The 21,080-nt window shown below is 73.7% G+C and carries 15 protein-coding genes; 7 read left to right on the forward strand and 8 right to left on the reverse strand.

Annotated features, from left to right (window positions below):
- Positions 1 to 131: 131 nt before the first annotated feature.
- The 5 genes from OG357_RS25745 (at position 132) to OG357_RS25765 (ending at position 5,407) form a co-directional block, all read left to right on the forward strand.
- Positions 132 to 608 carry a single-stranded DNA-binding protein gene (locus OG357_RS25745; protein WP_329623406.1) on the forward strand — a complete coding sequence of 159 codons (477 nt, stop codon included), beginning with the start codon at positions 132 to 134 and terminating at the stop codon, positions 606 to 608.
- Between the two features lie 224 nt (positions 609 to 832).
- Positions 833 to 2,305, forward strand: coding sequence for an LAETG motif-containing sortase-dependent surface protein (locus tag OG357_RS25750; protein WP_329623407.1), 1,473 nt, complete (start codon positions 833 to 835; stop codon positions 2,303 to 2,305).
- Between the two features lie 341 nt (positions 2,306 to 2,646).
- Entirely contained in the window at positions 2,647 to 4,311 is a 1,665-nt protein-coding gene (gene ettA / locus OG357_RS25755) for an energy-dependent translational throttle protein EttA (RefSeq protein WP_125752589.1), read from the forward strand.
- Between the two features lie 5 nt (positions 4,312 to 4,316).
- Entirely contained in the window at positions 4,317 to 4,742 is a 426-nt protein-coding gene (locus OG357_RS25760; RefSeq protein WP_329623408.1) for an acyl-CoA thioesterase, read from the forward strand.
- The gene (locus OG357_RS25765) at positions 4,739 to 5,407 is read left to right on the forward strand and encodes a hypothetical protein (RefSeq protein WP_329623409.1); all 669 of its coding nucleotides are present in this window, start codon (positions 4,739 to 4,741) and stop codon (positions 5,405 to 5,407) included. The genes OG357_RS25760 and OG357_RS25765 overlap by 4 nt, the downstream gene beginning before the upstream one ends.
- Before the next feature lie 37 nt (positions 5,408 to 5,444).
- Here the strand turns inward: OG357_RS25765 and OG357_RS25770 are convergent, their stop codons facing one another.
- The 4 genes from OG357_RS25770 to OG357_RS25785 all read right to left on the reverse strand — a co-directional run bounded on the left by OG357_RS25770 (position 5,445) and on the right by OG357_RS25785 (position 13,358).
- Positions 5,445 to 6,416, reverse strand: a complete 972-nt coding sequence (locus tag OG357_RS25770) for an ABC transporter ATP-binding protein (RefSeq protein WP_329623410.1) — start codon at positions 6,414 to 6,416, stop codon at positions 5,445 to 5,447.
- Positions 6,413 to 9,292 (reverse strand): FtsX-like permease family protein, encoded by a 2,880-nt coding sequence (locus OG357_RS25775; RefSeq protein ID WP_443066730.1) that lies wholly within the window; start codon positions 9,290 to 9,292, stop codon positions 6,413 to 6,415. Before OG357_RS25775 ends, OG357_RS25770 begins: the two co-directional genes overlap by 4 nt.
- The gene (locus OG357_RS25780) at positions 9,292 to 12,696 is read right to left on the reverse strand and encodes an ABC transporter permease (RefSeq protein WP_329623411.1); all 3,405 of its coding nucleotides are present in this window, start codon (positions 12,694 to 12,696) and stop codon (positions 9,292 to 9,294) included. The genes OG357_RS25775 and OG357_RS25780 overlap by 1 nt, the downstream gene beginning before the upstream one ends.
- Positions 12,697 to 12,953: 257 nt before the next feature.
- The gene (locus OG357_RS25785) at positions 12,954 to 13,358 is read right to left on the reverse strand and encodes a globin (RefSeq protein ID WP_329623412.1); all 405 of its coding nucleotides are present in this window, start codon (positions 13,356 to 13,358) and stop codon (positions 12,954 to 12,956) included.
- Between the two features lie 109 nt (positions 13,359 to 13,467).
- Between OG357_RS25785 and OG357_RS25790 the strand changes: the two genes are divergently transcribed.
- The gene (locus OG357_RS25790) at positions 13,468 to 14,442 is read left to right on the forward strand and encodes a methyltransferase domain-containing protein (protein WP_329623413.1); all 975 of its coding nucleotides are present in this window, start codon (positions 13,468 to 13,470) and stop codon (positions 14,440 to 14,442) included.
- Positions 14,443 to 14,464: 22 nt separating this feature from the next.
- Here OG357_RS25790 and OG357_RS25795 read toward each other — a convergent pair whose 3' ends face one another.
- From OG357_RS25795 to OG357_RS25810, 4 genes are all read right to left on the reverse strand, one after another.
- Entirely contained in the window at positions 14,465 to 15,754 is a 1,290-nt protein-coding gene (locus tag OG357_RS25795) for an FHA domain-containing protein (protein ID WP_329623414.1), read from the reverse strand.
- 48 nt (positions 15,755 to 15,802) lie between these two features.
- Positions 15,803 to 17,128, reverse strand: a complete 1,326-nt coding sequence (locus OG357_RS25800) for a vWA domain-containing protein (protein ID WP_329623415.1) — start codon at positions 17,126 to 17,128, stop codon at positions 15,803 to 15,805.
- A 61-nt stretch (positions 17,129 to 17,189) separates the two neighbouring features.
- Positions 17,190 to 18,569, reverse strand: a complete 1,380-nt coding sequence (locus tag OG357_RS25805; RefSeq protein WP_329623416.1) for a PP2C family serine/threonine-protein phosphatase — start codon at positions 18,567 to 18,569, stop codon at positions 17,190 to 17,192.
- A 2-nt stretch (positions 18,570 to 18,571) separates the two neighbouring features.
- The gene (locus OG357_RS25810; RefSeq protein WP_443066731.1) at positions 18,572 to 20,776 is read right to left on the reverse strand and encodes a tetratricopeptide repeat protein; all 2,205 of its coding nucleotides are present in this window, start codon (positions 20,774 to 20,776) and stop codon (positions 18,572 to 18,574) included.
- On the opposite strand from OG357_RS25810, the gene OG357_RS38875 reads away from it, so the two are divergent.
- A complete protein-coding gene (locus tag OG357_RS38875; protein WP_443066732.1) occupies positions 20,754 to 21,065 on the forward strand; it encodes a hypothetical protein in 312 nt (103 codons plus the stop codon). The two genes, OG357_RS25810 and OG357_RS38875, sit on opposite strands and share 23 nt — an antisense overlap.
- Positions 21,066 to 21,080: the final 15 nt, after the last annotated feature.

A 21,080-nucleotide genomic window follows, 5' to 3' on the forward strand; every position in this document is an offset into this window, starting at 1 on the left:
GTGCGGTTATTCCCCTTCCGGGTGAGGGAGTTGCCCCCAGTCGCCGGGTTGTCCACAGGTGCCGGCAGGGGCTTCCCTTCCGCCCCCACCATGGTGCCGACCGAGAGAAACGCACAGGTGGGGGCGGAACCATGAACGACACGACCGTGACGCTCGTCGGCAACGTGGCGACGGCGGTGGAGTACCGGGAGACGGCCGGGGGCGGGGTGGCGCGGTTCCGTTTCGCGGTGACCGCGCGGCGCTGGGACCGGGAGCGGGGGCTCTGGTCCGACGGGAACACCAGCTTCTACACGGTGTCGGCCTGGCGGTCGCTTGGGGCCAACCTCGCGGCGTCGGTCTCCGTCGGGGAACCGCTCGTGGTGCACGGCCGGTTGAGGGTGCGGGAGGACGAGCGCGACGGGCAGCGCAAGACCTTCGTGGACGTGGACGCCCTGGCCGTGGGGCACGATCTGACCCGGGGCACGGCCGCCTTCAGGCGCGCGGCGAAGGCGGAGTCGGAGCCGGGGCAGGGGCAAGGTCCCCGGCCGGGGCCGGAGCCGACCCTCGTGCAGTCACCCGAGCAGGACCCTTGGACCGAGGCCACGAAGCGGTTGGTGACCGTTCCCTGACCATGTGTTGTGGGGATTTGTCGACCAACTCGCCGGGGGGATAACGATTCTGAGACGGAATGGTTATCTGAACGTATGGCCGGGCACCGGGGGGTTCCGCATCCATAGGATTCCCAGGTACTCATGTGGCACGTGAGCCCATCGAGTCTGTGAGTCTGCTGGCGCGCGCTCCCCCCACGCGAATCGACCATGTTCGCGGAGCGGCTCGCCCGGAGGGGAATCCAATGTTTTCAGTTCGTGGGCGTGGCGCTGCCCGCCTGGCCGCCGCGACCCTGGTCTCCGGCCTTGTCGCGGCCGGTGCGATAGCGACCGCCGGTCCGGCGTTCGCCGATGAGCCCGCCCCGGGTACGGGCGGCGTCACGGCGAAGCTCGGCGGCCTGACCGAGGACGTCGCCGGCGTCGAGATCACCGAGAAGAACGGCGACAAGTGGCCGGTCCAGGGTGGTCTCTTCAAGATGGAGGTCGGTGGCGGAGGCACTCTCTTCACCTACTGCATCGACCTCCGCACCCCGGCGAAGCACGACTTCGACTACAAGGAAGTCGGCTGGGGCGAGTCCTCCCTGCACAACAACGAGAACGCGGGCAAGATCCTCTGGATCCTGGAGAACGCCTACCCGAAGTTCTCCGCCGAGACCCTCGGCGGCAAGGTCGGCGTCGACCTCTCCAAGAAGGAGGCCGCGGCCGGCACCCAGGCCGCGATCTGGACCCTCTCCGACGACGTCACCGCGACGCCGAAGGACGAGGACGCCAAGAAGCTGACCGAGTACCTGCTGAAGGAGGCCAAGCAGCTCGAGGAGCCCAAGGCTTCCCTGAGCCTGTCTCCCTCCTCCGTCGCGGGCAAGGCCGGTGAGCGCCTCGGCCCGATCACGGTCTCCACGAACTCCGAGATCGCCAAGGTCGCGGCCGCCCCCGGCGCCCCGGCCGGCGTCCAGGTCGTCGACAAGGACGGCAAGCCCGTCTCCGAGGCCAAGAACGGCGACCAGGTCTTCTTCGACGTCCCCGCCGGCACCGCCGACGGCACCGCCGAGCTGACCGCCGAAGCCACCACCAAGGTTCCGCTGGGTCGCGCCTTCGTCTCCATCGACGGCCCCTCGCAGACCCTGATCCTGGCCGGCTCCAGCGACTCCACCGTCAACGCCAAGGCCTCCGCGACCTGGGCGAAGAAGGGTGCCGTCCCGGCCGTCACGGTCGCGAAGGACTGCGCCAAGGGCGGCCTGGAGATCATCGCCTCCAACGAGGGCGACGAGGCCTGGACCTTCGACCTGAAGGGCACCTCGTACACGATCGCCGCCGGTGAGACGAAGACCGTGACGGTCCCGCTCGCCGAGGACGAGGCGTACAAGTTCACGATCACCGGCCCGAACGGCTTCGAGGAGACCTTCGAGGGCGTCCTGGACTGCAAGACGGCCACCCCCGGCCCGCAGCCCTCGGAGACCACCCCCACCACGGAGCCGTCGGCCGAGCCCTCGGAGACCCCCTCCACCCAGCCCTCGACGGAGACCCCGTCGGCCACTCCGTCGACCTCGGCCCCGGCCGGTGAGACCACCGGTACGACCGGCACCACCGGTGGCGGCGACCTCGCCGAGACCGGTAGCTCCAACGCGACCCCGATGATCGCCGGCATCGCCGCCGCGCTCGTCGTGATCGGTGGAGCCGCGGTGTTCATCCTTCGCAAGAAGAAGGCTGCCGGTCACTGACGGTGACCTCCGGAGCCTGACCTCACGGAGTGATCCGCGTCACACGCGCTTCGCTCCGTGAAGCTCCGCACGGCCCCTGTACGGCCCCTGTACGGCCCTGGCTCGCATCCGCGTCCGGGGCCGTGCGGGGGCCGTCGCACGTCGGGGGTCCCCCCAGCCCCTCCAGGCACCCTTCCGGGGCCTCGCCCGAGCCGCTCCCGTACGCCCCGACCCGGCCCCGCCCCGCCCCCGTCCCGGTGCCCTCTCGACCCTCGCGCCGGTCATACCGGTTTCCGCCTGAGGGTGGCGGTCAGGCAAGATGGGGTGTATCTGCCCACTCACTCTTTGCCGGACGGTTTCTCTTGGCTGAGTTCATCTACACCATGCGCAAGGCGCGTAAAGCGCACGGCGACAAGGTGATTCTCGACGACGTCTTCCTGAACTTCCTGCCCGGCGCCAAGATCGGTGTGGTGGGCCCGAACGGTGCCGGTAAGTCCACCGTTCTGAAGATCATGGCCGGGATCGAGCAGCCGTCCAACGGTGACGCGTTCCTCTCGCCCGGCTACAGCGTCGGCATCCTCATGCAGGAGCCGAAGCTCGACGAGTCGAAGACCGTCCTGGAGAACGTGCAGGACGGCGCCGCCGAGCAGATGAGCAAGCTCAAGCGCTTCAACGAGGTGGCCGAGCTCATGGCCACCGACTACAGCGACGCGCTGATGGAGGAGATGGGCAAGCTCCAGGAAGACCTGGACCACTCCAACGCCTGGGACCTCGACGCCCAGCTGGAGCAGGCCATGGACGCCCTGGGCTGCCCGCCCAGTGACTGGCCGGTCACCAACCTCTCCGGTGGCGAGAAGCGCCGTGTCGCGCTCTGCAAGCTGCTCATCGAGGCCCCGGACCTGCTCCTCCTCGACGAGCCCACCAACCACCTCGACGCCGAGTCGGTGAACTGGCTGGAGCAGCACCTCTCGAAGTACGCGGGCGCCGTCGTGGCCGTCACCCACGACCGGTACTTCCTGAACAACGTCGCCGAGTGGATCCTGGAGCTCGACCGCGGTCGCGCGATCCCCTACGAGGGCAACTACTCGACCTACCTGGACAAGAAGGCCACGCGCCTCAAGGTCGAGGGCAAGAAGGACGAGAAGCGCGCCAAGCGCCTCAAGGAAGAGCTGGAGTGGGTGCGGTCCAACGCCAAGGGGCGTCAGACCAAGTCCAAGGCCCGTCTCGCCCGCTACGAGGAGATGGCGGCCGAGGCCGACAAGATGCGGAAGCTGGACTTCGAGGAGATCCAGATCCCGCCGGGCCCGCGTCTGGGCTCCATCGTCGTCGAGGTCGAGAACCTCTCCAAGGCCTTCGGCGACAAGGTCCTCATCGACGACCTGAGCTTCACCCTGCCGCGTAACGGCATCGTCGGTGTCATCGGCCCGAACGGCGCCGGCAAGACCACGCTCTTCAAGATGATCCAGGGTCTGGAGACCCCGGACTCCGGCTCCATCAAGGTCGGCGAGACCGTCAAGATCTCGTACGTCGACCAGAGCCGCGCCAACATCGACCCCAAGAAGACGCTGTGGGCCGTCGTCTCCGACGAGCTGGACTACATCAACGTCGGCCACGTCGAGATGCCGTCCCGCGCGTACGTCAGCGCCTTCGGCTTCAAGGGCCCGGACCAGCAGAAGCCCGCGGGTGTGCTGTCCGGCGGTGAGCGCAACCGCCTCAACCTGGCGCTCACGCTCAAGGAGGGCGGCAACCTGCTGCTCCTCGACGAGCCCACCAACGACCTCGACGTCGAGACCCTGTCGTCGCTGGAGAACGCCCTTCTGGAGTTCCCCGGCGCCGCGGTCGTGATCTCCCACGACCGGTGGTTCCTGGACCGGGTGGCCACGCACATCCTCGCGTACGAGGGTGAGTCGAAGTGGTACTGGTTCGAGGGCAACTTCGAGTCGTACGAGAAGAACAAGATCGAGCGCCTCGGCGCCGAGGCGGCCCGTCCGCACCGCGCCACGTACAAGAAGCTGACCCGAGGCTGAGGTCAGTGACCAGGCACATCTACAGCTGTCCCCTGCGTTGGTCGGACATGGATGCCTTCGGGCACGTCAACAACGTCGTCTTCCTGCGGTACCTGGAAGAGGCGCGAATCGACTTCATGTTCCGGCTGGCGCCGGGGGACGGTTCCCCCTCGTTCTCGGGCGGGTCCGTCGTGGCCCGGCACGAGATCGACTACAAGCGGCCTCTGGTCCACCGGCACGAGCCGGTGACCATCGAGTCGTGGGTCACGAAGATAGGCGCGGCGTCGCTGACGATCGCGTACGAGGTCAAGGACGCGGACGTCGTGTACGTCCGGGCGTCCACGGTCGTCGTGCCCTTCGACCTGGAGGCTCAGCGCCCGCGGCGGATCACGGCCGAGGAGCGGAGCTTCCTGGAGGAGTACGTGGACGACGGGATGAACTCCGCCGCATGACCGTCCTCGCTCCGCTGCACTTCGCCGACGCCCGGGAGGCGGCCGCTCTCGCCGCCTTCCTGGGCCGGCTGGTCCATTACGACCGGGCCGCGGCCGTCCGCCTCCAGGCGGGCGGCGGGGCGCTTGCCGTCTTCGGGCGGCCGGCGTCCTTCGAGGTGCTCGCGATCCGTACGGCCCGGCTCGTCGACGCCGTCGACCTGGACGTCACCGTCTCCGCCGGCGAGCTCCTCGAAGGCATCGAGGAGTCGGCCGGCAAGGCGGTCGTCCCGGACTCCGTCACCGGTCCGCCCTGGGCGGGCGTGCTGCCGCCCAGGGCCGGCTGGGAGCCGGTCGCCGGACTGCCCGGCGTCCCCGAGATGCGGGGAGCGGTCGCCGCGGCCGTCGCCGAGTTCCGGGCGCGTGACGAGGAGCTGCCGGAGGAGCGGCGGACCAGGGACGAGCGCGACCGCATCGGCCGCGACATCTGGTCCCGGACCCTCGGCACCACCGGACTGCCCCTGCGGGCCGTGCACGCCGCGCAGTCGCTGGGCTTCCTGCCGCCGGGGCAGGAGGACGCGCCGGTCGCGCTCTTCGCCTCCGGGCCGTGGCTCCGGCTGCGTACCCCGTACGGCTCGATCGCCCTCCGCACGGCGCCGATGTCCCTCATGGTCACCCCGGGCCGTTGACGGACAGGCCCTAGCGAGGCCTCGGGTCCGCTTCGCGTCAGCGCTCCGCGTCGTCCGGCCACACCCCGATGTGGTCCTGCTCCAGCTCCAGCGCCACCCGGTGCTCCATCCCGAGCGCCTGCGTGTAGTCCGCCGGGAGCTGGAGCCGGCCCGCGCGGTCGAGCATCGCGTACTCCCGCGCCACCAGCGACTCCTTGCCCTGCTCGTCCACCTCGGTGCGGCGCAGCACCTCCGAGGAGGTGCGGCCGTCGCGGATGGCGACCGTGCGGCGGACCTCGGAGGCGACCGCCTGGTCGTGGGTGACGATGACGATCGTCGTGCCCAGTTCCTCGTTGGCGCGGCGGAAGGCCGCGAAGACCTGCTCGCCGGTGGCCGAGTCCAGCTCGCCGGTGGGCTCGTCGGCGAGCAGGACGGACGGGTTGTTGGCCAGGGCGACCGCGATCGCCACCCGCTGCTGCTGGCCGCCGGAGAGCTGGTGCGGGCGCCGGTCGCGGGCGTCCGCGATGCCCAGCATCGCGAGGAGCTCCTCGGCCCGCTCGGCCTTCCGCTTCGTCCGGCCCCGCAACTGCATCGGCAGCGCCACGTTCTGGGCGGCCGTCAGGTACGGGAGGAGGTTGCGGGCGGTCTGCTGCCAGACGAAGCCGACGACCTCGCGGCGGTAGCGCAGCCGCGCCTTGCCGTCCATCGCCAGCAGGTCGCAGCCCGCGACCCGGGCCGCGCCTGCCGTCGGCACGTCGAGGCCCGCGAGGATGTTCATCAGCGTCGACTTGCCGGAGCCCGAAGCGCCGACGAGGGCCATCAACTCGCCCTCCTTCACCAGGAGGTCGAGGCCCTGGAGCGCCTGCACCTCCACCCCGTCCGTGGTGAAGATCCGGACGAGCCGGTCGCAGGCGATGAGCGCGTCGTGCCCGTACGAGGGCCGGTCGCGCCGCGCTGTCGCCCGCTGCTCCAGCTCCTCCAGGGTGGTGCCCGAAGGGGCGGTGGGGAGGGTCGTACCGGTCTTCGTCATCGTGCGTCTCCTGCCCTCAGTTCCTTGATCGAGCCCCTGCGCCCCGCCCGCCAGGCCTGCCCCGCCGCCGCCAGTCCCGTCAGGACGACGACGCCGAGCGCGGGCAGGACCAGGGACCAGGGGTCCGCCCGCAGCGGGGCGCTGTCCAGCGGGGCCAAGCCCGGTGCCGTCGCGAGCGCGAGGCGGAACAGGTCGATGCCCGGGGCGAGCAGCGGCACCGTCGCCCAGCCGACCAGCACGCCGCCGAGCGCGGCGAGGACCGCCTGCGGCAGCGCTTCGAGGCCGAGGAGCCTGCGCCCCTGCTTCCGGGTCAGGCCCATCGTCCGCAGTCGCGCGAGGAGCGTGGTCCGCTCCGGCGCGTTCTGCATCAGGGAGAGCAGCACCGCCAGGGCCGCGTAGCCGGCGCCCGCGCCGATGGCCGCCGCGTAGAGTCGCTCGGCGCCCGACTGGAGCGGTGAAACGACGTAGGCGGAGCGCAGTTCGGTGCGGAGGGTCACGGTGAGGTCGTCGGACTTCGCCGTCTTCGCCGTCACGGCGGCGCGCAGGTCCGCTCCGCTCACCGAGGTTCCCGTGACGAGCAGCGCGGTGGGCTGCGTGCGGGTCAGGCCGGCGGCGTCGACGAGCAGGAAGTCGGCGTCGGGCAGGGCCGGGGTGGTCGACCGGACGGCGACCACCTTCACCCGGAACACCCCGGACGCCGACATGATCTGCTGCGGTTCGCTGCCGAGCCGCTCGGCGACCGAGGGCGAGGCGATCGCGGGCAGCACCCGATCGGTGTCCGCCACGGCGTCCTTGTCGCCCGCCCCGGTCCACGCGAGCAGCGAGGCCGGGAACGGGCCGAAGCCGGTCCGGTCCGCGAGACGGGTGTACGAGCCGGGCTCGACGCCCACGAGCGGCGCGTTCATCGGCTGGGCGGAGGCGCCCTGGTAGGACGGCAGAGCCACCCCGTACTCGACCTGGACGGCGGCCAGGTCCCGCACGCCCGCCGTGCCGCGCACCGATTCGGCGAGCCCGGCCGGCAGCGGTGTCCACTCCACGGATCCGTCGACTCGGGCGTCCGCGCCGGTCGCGAGGAGCGCGGCCCGGTCGCGGGCGTCGGCGACCCCGGCGAGGACCGAGCCGCCGAACGCGGCCGTGGTCAGCGCGAGGACCAGCGCGAGGAGCGGCAGGGCACCTGTCGAGGATGAGCGTCCGGCCCTGGCCAGGGCCAGCGGGCCGACCGCCCCGCGCAGTCGGCGGGCGGGCCGGGCCAGCCACCGCAGCGGCAGCGGATAGATCCGTACGAGGACGAGCGCGGCGATCAAGCCGACGAGCACCGGCGCGGCGCTCACGAGGTGGTTCCCGGAGTCGCCGGTGCCGCGCAGCCGCAGCGAGGCGACGGCGCCCACGGCGAGGACGAGCAGGGTGAGTTCGGCGACCGTGCGGCGGCGGGAGGGCCGGGCGGTGAGCAGGTCGTCGCGGCCGCCGTGCAGGCGCGGGCGGCGGTGCAGGACGACCGCCCGCAGCGGCAGGACCAGCATCGCGAGGGCCGTGACGAGGGCGGCGGCGAGGAGGGAGGGGGCGAGCGGGATGCCGACGGCGGTGCCGGGGGGTGCGCCCGCCGCTTCGGGCGCGCGCACCGTGACCACCGCCAGGACGAGGCCGAGCGCGGCGGCCGGTACGGCCACCACCGCGGTCTCGCCGAGCAGCCGCAGCCCGATGCCGGTCAGCGAGCCGCCGCGCGAGCGCAGCAGGGCCAGTTCGCTGTCCCGGCGGGTGGCGAGGAGACCGCCCGTCATCGCGAGGACGACGGCCGCGACCGCGCCGATCCCGAAGACGGCGACGGCCACGACCGGATCGATCGCCCCGCGCATCGAGACGTACGAGCCGACGATCGTGTCGAGTTCGGTGGTGAGGGTGCCGCTGGGCCCCGTGATCTCGCGCATCTCGACCAGGTCGGGGCCGCCGCCCACCGAGTCGAGCGCGGCGGCGAGCCGGTCGGCGTCCCGGGTGGTGAGGTGGTCCGCCGTGGGCATGAACTGCCAGTAGAGCTCCGGCTGTCCGGTGGTGGAGAGCAGCGCGGGCGCCGAGGCGGGGGAGAGGAGCAGGGCCCCCTGCCAGTACCGCTTCACGTCGATGCCTTCGACCGTGCCGAGCGACGGCGTGTGCAGCAGCGGGTCCACCGCCCAGTACGCGGACCGGGGGCTTCGCGGATCGACGATGCCGGTGACCGTGACGGCGATCGGCTCCGCGCTGGTCCCGCCTGGCACGTGCACGACCGAACCCGGCTTGATGTTCAGGGACGTGGCGGTCGCGGAGGTGACGACCGCCTCCGGGTCGCTGGTGCCGCCGGCGGGCAGGCGGCCCTTGCGTACGGTCGTGTGAGCGGGCAGGCCGGACGGGGCAGCGAGGACGAGCTCGGGGGGGAGGCCGTCGGGCCGGGCCAGCCACCGGTCGAGCCCCGCGACCCGCTTCACCGTACGGACACCGTGGACGGTCTGCTTCGGGTCGGTCCGCAGCGGTTCGGGGAACAATGCGCGCAGGCGGTCCTGCCTGTCCCTCATGACGGGGGCGAGCAGGTCCGCCTCGCGTTCGGCCTCCGCCCGGCTGGTGCCGAGTGGTTCGGCGGTCAGCTGGAGGACGCTGTTGCGGGGCTGGGCGGTCTCGATGTCGTGGCGCAGGCCTTCCGTCTCGTACGCGTCGACGGCTCGCGGGAGCGCGGCGGCGAGGTAGACGGTGACCAGGACGAGGAGGGCGAGCGCGAAGGCGGCCCGGGGCGCGGTCCGCAGCCGGGTCCGCACCCAGGGCGCCACGGCGCGGCGGGGCTTGTCGGACCGGGTCCGGGGCATGTCGGTGTTCTCCTTCTGCTGCCTGTTCTCCCTGCGTGCGGCGGTCATCAGCGCTCCCCCTGGTGGCGCAGGGTCACGACCGGGTCGGTGCGGCGCAGCGCGATCACCGCGACGATCGCCAGCGGCAGTGCGGCGACCCCGGCGAGCAGCAGTGCCACCTGGCCGAGGGGCAGTTCCACCAGGACCGGGGGGACGGGCCGGGTGGCCTGGCCGGTGAGGACGATGAGCGGGATGACGGCCCGGGCCAGGACCGTGCCGAGCCCGACGCCCACGGCGAGGCCGACGGCGATGAGGATGCCCTGTTCGGCGGCGATCAGCCGGGCGAGGCGGCGCCGCGGGGTGCCGAGCGCCCGCAGTACCCCGAACTCGGCGGACCGTTCCCGCATCGACCCGGCCGAGCCGACCGCGAAGCCGACCGCGGCGAGTGCCGCCGCGGCGACCGCCACCGCCATCAGGGCGGCGTTGGGGCCCGCGCCGAGCGGGTCGCCGAGCAGGGCGGCGGCGATCTCGTCGCGTACGAGGACCCGCTCCGGGTCCGCGTCGGGATCGGCCCGCAGGGCTGCGGCGACCTCGTCCGCCCGGCCGGGCGCGACGGACAGCCACCATTCGGTGGCCGCCACGGCCGCGGTCTGGTCGGTCGCGGTCTGATGGGTCGCCAGGTACTGGTTGACCGAGACCAGGTCGACGAGAACGGCGCCGCCGTCCTCGGGGGTGGCGGCGGGGGTCGCCGCGGAGACGTCCCGGGTGGCCGCGCCGGTGGTCGGCAGTTTCTCGACCACCCGGTCGATCGTGATGTCGGTCTGCTCGCCGCCGATGGTGATCTCGACCTTGTCGCCCGTCTTGGCGCCGGTCGCCGCCATGTACTCCTCGGTGGCCACGGCCGGCAGCCGGGCGGGCGCCTTCGGCCGGGGGGCGGTCAGCCGGACGGTGTACGCCTCGGTCCCCCAGTAGAGGAGGTCCCCCGGGTCCTTGCCGATGAGCGGGTACGAGACGGAGTACGGCGCCGGGCGGCCGCCGGGTCCGGCGGAGCCGGGACGGCCGGTCGCGGGGACGATGCCCTGCGGGTCGCCCAGCTGGGTCTGCTCGAAGGCGGAGGCCCAGGGGGCGAGGAGCTGCCCGGGGGAGTGCATCTGCTCGCTGCCGTCGGCGCGGACGGTGGCGAGCCGTTCGACGTGGAGGGTCTGCGTGTGCTTCGCTCCGTTGTCGATCTGCCCCGTGACCTCCAGGCCGGTGAGGATGAGCCGGCCGACGGAGCCGCGGCCCCCGCCGGTGCCGGTCCCGGTGCCCGTGCCGGTGCCGGTGCCGGTGCCGGTCCCGGGACCCGCGGCCATGGCGCCGAGGTCGAGGGTCAGCCGGTGCGTGCGGCCGTCGGAGGGCAGCGGCCCCACGGCCTGCCAGTACGGGATGCCGTTCGAGTCCTCCAGGACGGCCGTGACCAGCGCCCCGGGCGAACGGGCCGGCGTGGTGTGGCGCAGGTCCACGGTGAGCGCCCGGGTACCGGCGGGCAGCGGGAGCCCGGGCCGGGTCCCGGCCCGTGGGGCGAGCGGAGCGAGGACGGCGGAGGCAGGGGCGCCGGCGAGGTCGGGGCGGAGCAGCAGCCCGCCCGCGGCCGTGCGGGTGTCCACGGCCAGGACGGTCGCGCTCTTCCCGTTCACGTCCATCGAGGTGCGGTACACGGGGGCCACGGCCGTGACTCCCGGCATGGCGGCCAGGCGCTCGGTCTGCATCGGTTCGCCGGAACCGGTGCCGAGGACGCGGACGGCGGCGCCGACCCGGAAGTCGGCCTGGTCCCGCTGCGAACGCTCCCACGAGCCGCTCTGCCCGATGGCCAGCATGCCCATCGCCACGGCGAGGACGAGGAGGAGGACGGGGCCCGCGCCGCGCAGCGGCCGGCGGCTGAACTGCCAGCCGGCGAGCGCGGCGGAGAGACCGCGCCCGCGCGCCGCGCGCCGCTCGGCCAGCCTGGCGGCGGGCGGCAGCAGACGCAGGGTCAGGACGGTCCCGGCGAGCAGGGCGAGGGCGGGCGCGGCGACGAGCACGGGGTCCACGGAGGCCCCGCCGCCGGCGGCGCTCGCGGCGGCGGGCCGCTGCAACTGCCAGTAGGCGACGGCGGCGACGGCGAGCAGCCCGATGTCCGCCCCGGCCCGTACGGGAGCGGGCAGGGTGCCCGAGCGGGTCTTGCGCAGGGAGACGGCGGCACCGTCCCCGGCGGCGAGCGCGGGAGCCACGACGGCCGCCGCGCAGCACAGCGCCACCGCGGCGGCGGCCGACCAGACCTGGAGGGACGGCGTCGTGTCGAGCCGTACCCCGAGCGAGGAGAGCGCGGACCGCTCGGTGAAGAGCCGGGTCAGCGGACCGGTCAGGAGCGGGGCGGCGATCGCCGCGGGCAGCGCGAGCAGCAGCGCCTCGGTGGCCGCGAGCCCGGTGATCCGGCGCCGCGAACCGCCGCGGGCCCGCAGCAGCGCCGTCTCCCCGGAGCGCTCGGTGCTGAGCAGCCGGGCGACGAGCAGCAGGGCGTACCCGGCGAGCAGCACCAGCTGCACGGCCACGATCAGGAGGGTCGAGCGGGAGACGACGAGGGCCCGCTGGGTCTGTTCCAGGACGGCCGGGAGCGCGGTGGACGCGGAGACCGTCGTCCCGAACCGGTCGGTGGCGGCGGCCAGCTGCTTCGGCCCCGCGGCCGCCGAGTCGCGGAGGTCGTCCATCCGGTCGGTCGTGAGCCCGCTGAAGTCGGCGGTACCGAGCCAGGACGTGTCCCCGGCGCTGATCGCCCCGGAGGCGGGGACGGCCGGGGCGACGAAGAGCGGTCCGTACGTGGTGAACGCGACCGACCGCACACCGCGGCCACCGGCCGGGTCGAGCTGCCAGTACGGATCGGCGGTGTCGACGGGCCGGTAGACGCCGGTGATCCGGGTCTTCACCCGCTCGCCGTCGATCCGGTCGTCGAGCGTGAGCACGGTCCCGGGTGTGACCCGGAGCCGCCGGGCGGCCTCCTCGGGGATCGCCGTCTCGACCACACCGTCCGTGCGGGCGGCCGAGGGCCAGGCACCCCGGACGAGGGAGAGCCGCGAGCGGTCGAGAGCGGCGAAGTGGGTGAGGTCCGGATCGCCCTTGCGGGCGGCAGGCGGCTGAAGGCTACGGGGCAGCGCGTACGGCCCGGAGCGTTCGAGGCGCCGTACCGTCACCGGGAGCCCCTCGAAGGTCTTCCGCGCCCCGTCCCGCACGGCCTCCTCGGCGCTCGCCCGCTTCGCGGCGGGGACCTGCCCGGTCACGAGCAGTGAGGCGGCCGACGCGGACCGGCCCTGGAGCCCGGCCTGCAGCGCGGCGTCCCCGATGGAGGCGGAGAAGGCGGCGAGCGTGGCCAGCACGGTGGTGGTCAGCAGCACGGCGAGCAGTGCCGCGGCCAACAGCAGCCGGTGCGCCCTGACACGCAGGAATACGAACCCCGTCACCCATCCCCCTGGAACCCTGAACCACCCTGCGTGCGCCGGACGCCGCCGAAAGTTCTCCGCAAGCCCATCGAGTCCCCCCGGACTTCCCTGGGATGCTTTCAGAGTGCAGGTGCCGCTGGAAACCGCTTACGGACCGACCTTGATGCGATCGTGACCGTTATTTGACGTTCCGTCTCCGGAATGTGTCCTGTCAGGGGTGGTGTTCGTGTTCTCGGCCGAGCCCGTCAGCCGCCGTGCGGACCCGGCGGGGAGCGGTGTCAGCCGGCGGTGTTCACCATGGAGGCCGCCGCGTAGGTGAGGTAGCGCCACAGTTCCGCCTCGTGCTCGGGGGCGAGCGCGAGGTCGTCCAGGGCGGCGCGCATGTGGCGGAGCCAGGCGTCGTGGGCCTCCTGGTCCACCGTGAACGGGGCGTGGCGCATGCGGAGGCGGGGGTGGCCGCGGTGGTCGCTGTAGGTGCGGGGGCCGCCCCAGTACTGCATCAGGAAGAGCGCGAGGCGCTCCTCCGCCGGACCGAGGTCCTCCTCGGGGTACATCGGGCGCAGCAGCGGGTCCTCCGCGACGCCCTCGTAGAAGCGGTGGACCAGGCGGCGGAAGGTCTCCTCGCCGCCGACCTGCTCGTAGAAGGTCTGCTCCTGCGTCGTTTCCCCGGGAATCTCGTTCACCGTTCCATCGTCTCAGATGGCCGGGCCGAGGACCGGAGGCCTAGGACCGCCCGTACTCGTACCCGTACGGGCGGTCGCCCGGAGGCCCCTGCGGCGGGAGAGTGGAGGCATGGGCGGAGAGCCGTGGGGTGAGTTCGCCGGGGCCGGCGCGCGGGAGCGGCGGGCGCTCGTGCGGCGGATCGAGGCGGACGGCGCGCTGTCCGACCCCGCCTGGCGGGCCGCCTTCGCCGAGGTCCCGCGCCATCTCTTCGTCCCGTACTTCTACGTCTCCGGGACCGGCGGCTACGAGCGGCTCTGGGCCGGCGACCCCGACCCCGTGCGGCGGGAGCGCTGGCTGCGCGGCACCTACGCGGACACCGCGATCGCCACCCGCGTACGCGACGGGGAGCTGGTCTCCTCCGCCAGCCAGCCCTCCCTGATGGCGCTCATGCTCCACGCCCTGGACGTGCGCGACGGCGACGACGTCCTGGAGATCGGCGCCGGGACCGGCTACCACGCGGCCCTGCTCTGCCACCGGCTCGGCGAGCAGCACGTCACCACCGTCGACCTCGACGAGGAGATCGCCGAGTCCGCCCGGACCCATCTCGCCGTCGCCGGGTACCGGCCCGCGGTGCTCGCCGCCGACGGGGCCCGGGGCTGTCCCGACCGTGCCCCCTACGACCGGATCGTCGCGACCTGCGCGGTGCCCGCCGTCCCGTACCCCTGGCTCGCCCAGTGCCGGCCCGGCGCGCTGGTCCTCACCCCGCTCTCCACCGGGCTGCTCCTGCTGCGGGTGCGCGACGGCACCCACGCGGAGGGGCGGTTCCTGGAGACCTCGGCGTACTTCGTGGCGCTGCGGGGCGTCGCCGCCCACGTCCCGGAGAGTCGCGTCCCGCGCCACGGTCCCGCCGGGGACGAACGCTTCCGCTTCCTGTGCGGTCTCGTCGCCGAGGTCCTGGACAGACGCGAAGCGCTCTCGCTCTGGCTGCGCGAGGGACGGCCGGAGCGGGAGCGCTTCGGGGTGACGGTCAGCGGCGACCGGCAGTGGGCCTGGCTGGACGAGCCCGGAGGGCCCTACGCCTGGCCCCTGCCGTCCGCCGGTTAGGGCCTGTCCGGCGGATCATGGCCTAGCCGCGGCGGATCGTGATCGTCGTCCAGGCGCCGACGTGCACCCGGTCGCCCTCCTGGAGCTGGACGGGGACGTAGGGCTGGATCGGCTCCTCGCCGCCGTTGATCGTGGTGCCGTTGGTGGAGTTCTGGTCCACCACAGCCCACGACCCGTCCGGCTGCTGCACGAGCACGGCGTGCTGGTGCGAGACGCCCGGGTCCTCCGGCGGCACCGACAGGTCGATGTCGGGGGACTCGCCGGTGGAGTGCCGGCGGCGGCCGATGGAGATCTGGTTGCCCTGGAGCGGCAGGTGCTTGTCCGGCGAGTACGCGGGCAGGTTGAGGCCCGTGGCCTCCGGGCCGCTGCGGTGCATCATCGCCATGAAGTACTCGCGGTCCGGGCCGATGACCGCGGTCCACCCCAGAGGCGGCCGCGGCGGCTCGTGCTGGAACTGCTGCGGCTGCTGCTGGTGGTGTTGCTGCTGGGGCGGCTGCTGGTGCTGGAACTGCTGCTGCTGCGGGGGCTGCGGCGGGGCCTGGTGCTGCGGGGGCTGCGGCTGCGACGGCGGCGACAGGACCCAGTCGTCGTCCGCGCGCGGCTGCGGCGGCGCGGGCGGGACCGGCGCCTGGACCGGGGCCTGCGGCGGCGGCGCCTGGAGGTACGCGGGCGGCGCCTGCTGCTGCTGTACGGGCGGCTGCATCGGCTGCTGCATCGGAGGCTGCTGCACCGGCGGACGCTGCGGGGCCTGGTGGTGCGTGGGCTCGGCGCCCAGCGGCTCGGCCGGGCGGTTCACCTGGGAGGGGCGCGAGCCCTGGTACCCGAAGGGATCCTGCTGAGGCGGCTGCGGGGGCTGCTGCTGCGGCGGGGGCGGCGGCGGGGACTGGAAGCCGGGCGGCAGGTTCAGGCCGGGCGGCGGCCCGGACTGCTGCGGAGCCAGCGGCGTGTAGGAGGTCGCCGTGTTCGTGAGGAAGTTCCAGCGGCACTCCTCGCAGAAGGGCGCCATGTGCTCACGCGGGGTACGGCACTGCGGGCAGAGCTCCGCCTGCGCGGTCGCGTTCGGGTCGCCCCCGTGACCGAAGCCGCCGGGAGCACCGGGGCCGCCGTGCCCACCGGGAGCGCCGTGGCCGCCGGGCGGCGGGCCCATCGGGGGCTGGCCGGGGCCGCCGGGACCCGGGTATCCGTACGCGGGCGGCGGCGGGGGAGGCGGCGGTACGGCACCCGCAGGCGCGCCCGCCCCGGCCATGCGATGGCCGCAGACCTCGCACCAGTCGTCGGAGACCGACTGGTGTCCGTTCGGGCAGGTCGGCATGTCAGTGCTTCCCCCTCTCGTCGTCCGGCCCGGCGGGCCGGGCTGCCTCTACCTCTTGACGCGAACGGTCTTGGTGGAGCGGGTCTCGAGTGTCATCTCGTCCGCTTCCGCGACCTTCGCCTTCAAACGCACAGTACCCGTCGCCGCGTCGACGACGTCGACCACCTTCGAAAGGAGTTTCGCCGTATCCGCGTTGCCGGAGGCCGCCGCGAGCTGCACCGCGCGGCCCAGTTTCGCCGTCGCGCCGTCGTGATCGCCCGATTTGCGGGCATCGAGACCCTGCTGGATGACGTCCGCGAGCTCCGCCTGCCCCGTGTAGTGCGCGACCTGCGGATTGATCGACGTGGACATCACCAGGTCGTCCGTCCACACCGCCCGTACCAGTCCTTGAGACAGCGGCCGGGGGTCGCCGCCCGCCGGATCCGGGGCGATCAGGGAGACCCGGGCGGCGAGCATCTCCTGGCCGATCGCGGCCCGCGGGACGCGCACGCTCACGTGGTAGTCGCGGGACTCGTCGCCCCACGAGCCCGTCGGGTAGTCCCCGGCGCGCGGTCCGGCCTCGGTGCGCCGGCCGGTCAGGTCCTCGACCGTCGGCGCCACCTGCTTCACGTATCCGATCTCCACCCCGACCGGCGTCCACAGGCGCAGCACGACGTCCGCCACGCCCTTGCCCATCGCCTGCTCCATCATCGCCGTGAAGTCGGCGGCGAGACCGGCCGGGTCGGCGACGATGTCGGCCGTGCCGAGGAGCGCCGAGGCGATCGCCGTGACCTCCTTGACCTCCCAGTCCGTGCCGACCCCGCGCGCGTCACAGGTGAACCGGCCCGCACAGGCGTCCAGCGCGGCCCGCAGCTCCTCGGGCGACTCGTGCTCGTTGCGGCCGTCGGTGAGCAGGATGCCGTGCCGGATGGCGAGTCCGGCGGAGGAGAGCAGCCGGTCCGCGAGGCGCAGCCAGGTGCCGATCGCCGTGCCGCCACCGGCCGACAGGCTTCGCAGCGCCTGCTTTGCCTCCGCCCGGGTCCGGGCGTCCGCGACGGCCAGGCGGCCGTTCCCCGGGTAGACCTCCTTCGCCACGTGCGTACCGGCGACGACGGCGAAGGACGTGCCGTCGCGCAGGGTGTCGACGGCGGCGGCGGTCGCCTCGCGGGCGCCGCGCATCTTGGTGGCGGGGTAGTCCATCGAGCCGGAACAGTCGACCATGATCACCACGCCGGCCCCGCCGCCGTCCGCGTACCCGGAGACGCCGGTGGTGCCGCCCCCGGTCGAGGTGACCGTGACGATGGCGCTGACCTCGCGGCCGCCCTCAGGCAGGAACTCGTTCTGGTACACGTCCACGGAGAACTGCGGCGCGGTCGGCTTGGCGAAGTTCGCCATCTGTTTCGGCTCCTCGGGAGACGACGGGAAGAGTGCGGGGACAGGGGGGACCGGCGGCCGCTCAGGCGGATCCTGCCCCTGGGAGAGCGACGGTGAACGGCAGCAGCGCCACCGTGATGTTGTCGTGGCCTCCGCCGTCGAGGGCATGGCCGACCAGGGCCTGCGCGGCGGCCAGCGGGCGGCCCGCCGCGTCCGGCGGGACGACCCGCGCCATGTCCTCGGCGCCCTCCGCGTAGTTCCAGAGCCCGTCGGTGCAGACCACGACCACCCCGGAGCGGTCCGGCTTGAACGCGGCCGTGTGCGGGTCCAGTTCGTACGCGTCGGCGCCCAGCCAGCCGGTGATCGCGTGGGCGCGCTCGTCCGCGTACGCCTCGGCCTCGTTCATCAGGCCCGCCGCGACCATCTGGGCGGCCCACGAGTCGTCCTCGGTGAGCCGCGCGGACGGGGTGGTGCGGTCGGCCGGCACCCAGTAGACGCGGCTGTCCCCGACCCAGCCGACGACGAGCAGGCCGTCGGCGACGACGGAGCCGACGATCGTGCAGGCCGGGGAGTTCCGGTGCGGGTCGTGCTCGGCCCCGTCCGGGCCGGGCTCCTCCGCGAGGGAGTTGACGGCCTCTGCGGCGGCGACGATCGCCTCGTGCATCGCCTGCTGCGGATGGATGCCGCGGGGCAGCGCGGCGAGCAGCGCGGCGCCGGCCGCCTGCGCGGCGGCGGCGGAGGCCTCGTCGGGGCGGGTCGCCGAGGAGACGCCGTCGCAGACGATCGCGAAGGAGGCGGGGGAGCCGTCGGGGAGGGTGGTCGCCGAGACGGCGAACGCGTCCTCGTTGCGGTGGTGGCGCAGTCCCCGGTCGCTGACGGCGGCGACGGTGTCGAGCTCCTGCTCCATATGGTCCCGCTCGCGCGGCTGCGCGTGCCCGCAGTTCTCGCAGTAGCCGTCGGTGTCCACCCGCCCGGCCCGGCAGGCCACGCACAACGCGGCCGCGGCCGCGTCGGGGGCAGGCGCGGGCGCCGGCGGCTCGGCCTGGGCCTGGGGCTCGGCCGAGGGCTGGGCCCGGGGCGGGTCCACCTGTACCGCGGTACGGGGGTCGGGGGCGGCGAGCTCGAAGTCCCCGCCCGGCGCGGGCGTGCCCGCCGGCACCGGGCCGTCCGTGCGGACCGCCATCGTGGGCAGGTCACGGCCGCCGGAGTCGGTGCCCGGCAGGTCGCCGGGGTGCTGGGTCGCCGTCGAGAGCGAACCGGCCTCCCGGGGCGGGGCGGCCGGCCATTCGACGGGGGCGACGATGGCCACGGTCGGGCGGTCCGGCTCCGTCTCGGCCGCCGGGGCGGCCGTCAGGTCGTAGCCGCACGCCCCGCAGTACCGGTCACCCGAGTCCAGCGGCTCCGCGCAGCCCGGGCAGGCGGCGAGTCCGTGCGACGGCTTCGGCTTCGGCTTCTGGGACATCCTCACACCCACGTCCGGGGGCGGAAGCGGTTGGCCCGCTCCACCAGTTCGATCCTCTCCTCGCCCCGCTGGGCGAGCCGGGCCAGCACCCGGTACGAGCGTTCGAGGCCGAAGCGCAGTCCGCGCTCGTCCAGTTCACTCCCGAGCAGCAGCGCGCCGCCGCCCGGTGCCGCACCGGGACTCCCGGAGAGTACCCAGTCGAGGGCCGTCCCGAGGACCTCCGTCGACAACTGCTCCCGGCGGACCGCGTCGAGACCGAAGCCCTGGAGCGCGGAGACCTGCGCCGCGGCGGCCGTCAGTTCGGCGCCGAGCGGCTCGTGCGCCGGGCGCCGCCGGAGCCGCGCCCGCACGGCCGCGACCCGGGCCGCCGTGTAGTGGATCGAGGCCTCCGGCACGGACTCCAGGGTCCGTACGGCTCCGGCGCGGTCGCCCGCCGCGAGCTGCACGCGGGCGAGCCCGAAGGCCGCGCTGACGAAGCTCGGGTCGGTGGCCCACACGAGCCGGTAGTACTCCGCGGCGTTGTCCAGCTGGCCGAGGACCTCGGCGCAGATCCCGAGCGCCAGCTTCGGCGCCGGCTCCCCGGGGAAGGCGTCGTAGATCGCGTCGAAGGCGAGCGCCGCGAGCTCGTGGTCCCCGGTCACCAGCGACGTCACGCCCCGGTACCAGACCACCCGCCAGTCGTCCGGGTCCCGCTCCTCCAGCGCCGCGAGGGTCCGTACGGCGGTGGGCGCGTCGCCCAGCTCCAGGTGGGCCCGCAGGGTGCGCAGCCGCAGTTCGGTGGAGGGCGCGGGCGCGCCCTGGAGCGCGCCGAGCAGCTCGGCGGGGGCGGCGGCCAGCAGACCGGCGAGGAATCCGGCGTTCGGGTCGCCCGTGTCGACGCGCGGCACGGGCAGCGCGAGCCCGGTGGCGGACGCGTCGAGCGCCGCGAGCAACCACCCGAGCCCGGCCCCGGCCTCCGGTCCGCCGCCGGGAAGCGGCTGACGTGCACCGCCCCGCTTCCCGGTACCCTTCCGTGCCCCGAGCAGCGACACGTCCTCCGTCAGTTCGGCGAACAGCGCGGTGTCCGTCACCCGGACCTCCGTGCCGAACAGCGTCGAGAGCGCGGGACGCGGACGCCCCGACTGGAGCGCCACCACCTCCCGCAGGACGCCCGTCAGCTGCTCCGCCATCTCCTGCGCGGAGGAGAACCGCCGCGCGGGGTCCGGATCCGTGGCGCGGACCAGGAAGCGGTAGAACGACTCGTACGTCCGGAAGACCGTGATGTGCTCCGGGTCGGGCAGCGAGTCCACGAACACGTTCGTGTAGCCCTGGAAGTCGAACGTCATCACGGCCAGCGTCCGCGCCACCGTGTACAGGTCGCTGGCCACCGACGGGCCGACCTCGGCCACCTCCGGTGCCTGGTAGCCGACCGTGCCGTAGATCGCCGACTCGTCGTCGTCCATCCGCCGGACCGCGCCCATGTCGATGAGCTTCAGCTGGTCCTCGCTCTGGATGGCGTTGTCGACCTTGAAGTCGCAGTACAGCAGGTTCCGGCTGTGCAGATGGCCGAGCGCCTCCAGGGCCTCGATCCCGTACGCGCAGGCCTGCTCCACCGGCAGCGGGTCGCGTCGGCCGTCCGGGGTCCGCCGGTCGTTGGCGATCTCCTTGAGCGACTTGCCGCCGACGTACTCCATGACGATGTAGCCGTCCATGGAGCCGGTGCGCTGGTCGAGGTGCTCGACGAAGTTGTAGATCCGGACGATGTTGGAGTGCTCGATCTCGGCGAGGAAGCGGCGCTCCGAGATGGCCGCGGCCATCGCGTCCTGGTCGCCGGTGTCGAGCAGGCCCTTGAGCACCACCCACCGGTCGGAGACCGCCCGGTCGACGGCGAGGTAGACCCAGCCGAGACCGCCGTGCGCGAGGCAGCCTGCGACCTCGTACTGGCCGTGGACGATGTCCCCGCCGGTCAGCTTCGGCACGAAGGAGTACGGGTGCCCGCACTTGGTGCAGAAGCCCTCCGTACGGCCCGGCCGGTCACCGCGCGAACGGCCCACCGGCGCCCCGCAGTCGGAACGGGAGCAGAAACGCTTCCGCTCCGGCACCTCCGGGTTCTCCATCACCGCGCCCCGCGGGTCGGGACGCGGCACCTCGGGGATCGTCACCAGGCCCGCGCCCAGCCGGTTCCGGGCGGACTGCCCGGTCGACGTGCCCGAGCTGCGCACCGACACCGAGCGGCCCCCGGAGGCACCGGAGAGCGAGCGCGAGAGACGGCCGGACACCGAACGGCGGGACGTCGATGAGCGAGACGAGGCGCGCGAGGACGCCCGCGAGCTCCGCGACGAGCTCGAATCGGGCCCGCCGATGCCGCCCGTACCGGCTCTGCCGGGTACGGCCATGCCGGTCGGCGTCGAACCGATCAGCCCACCGGGAGCGACGACCGGCGCGAGCCCGCAGGTGTCGCAGTACAGCTCGCCGCCTCCCATGTCCTCGTACGAACCCTCGCACGAGGGACGCTGACAGCTCCCCACACCC

This window comes from Streptomyces sp. NBC_01255 (assembly GCF_036226445.1).
In the GTDB taxonomy this organism is placed as follows: domain Bacteria; phylum Actinomycetota; class Actinomycetes; order Streptomycetales; family Streptomycetaceae; genus Streptomyces.

Excerpts from the sequence above, each read along its gene's own strand:
- OG357_RS25745 (WP_329623406.1), top strand. The coding sequence starts at position 132 with ATGAACGACACGACCGTGACGCTCGTCGGCAACGTGGCGACGGCGGTG.
- OG357_RS25750 (WP_329623407.1), top strand. The coding sequence starts at position 833 with ATGTTTTCAGTTCGTGGGCGTGGCGCTGCCCGCCTGGCCGCCGCGACC.
- OG357_RS25765 (WP_329623409.1), top strand. The coding sequence starts at position 4,739 with ATGACCGTCCTCGCTCCGCTGCACTTCGCCGACGCCCGGGAGGCGGCC.
- OG357_RS25770 (WP_329623410.1), bottom strand. The coding sequence starts at position 6,416 with ATGACGAAGACCGGTACGACCCTCCCCACCGCCCCTTCGGGCACCACC.
- OG357_RS25775 (WP_443066730.1), bottom strand. The coding sequence starts at position 9,292 with ATGACCGCCGCACGCAGGGAGAACAGGCAGCAGAAGGAGAACACCGAC.
- OG357_RS25790 (WP_329623413.1), top strand. The coding sequence starts at position 13,468 with ATGGGCGGAGAGCCGTGGGGTGAGTTCGCCGGGGCCGGCGCGCGGGAG.
- OG357_RS25795 (WP_329623414.1), bottom strand. The coding sequence starts at position 15,754 with ATGCCGACCTGCCCGAACGGACACCAGTCGGTCTCCGACGACTGGTGC.
- OG357_RS25800 (WP_329623415.1), bottom strand. The coding sequence starts at position 17,128 with ATGGCGAACTTCGCCAAGCCGACCGCGCCGCAGTTCTCCGTGGACGTG.
- OG357_RS25805 (WP_329623416.1), bottom strand. The coding sequence starts at position 18,569 with ATGTCCCAGAAGCCGAAGCCGAAGCCGTCGCACGGACTCGCCGCCTGC.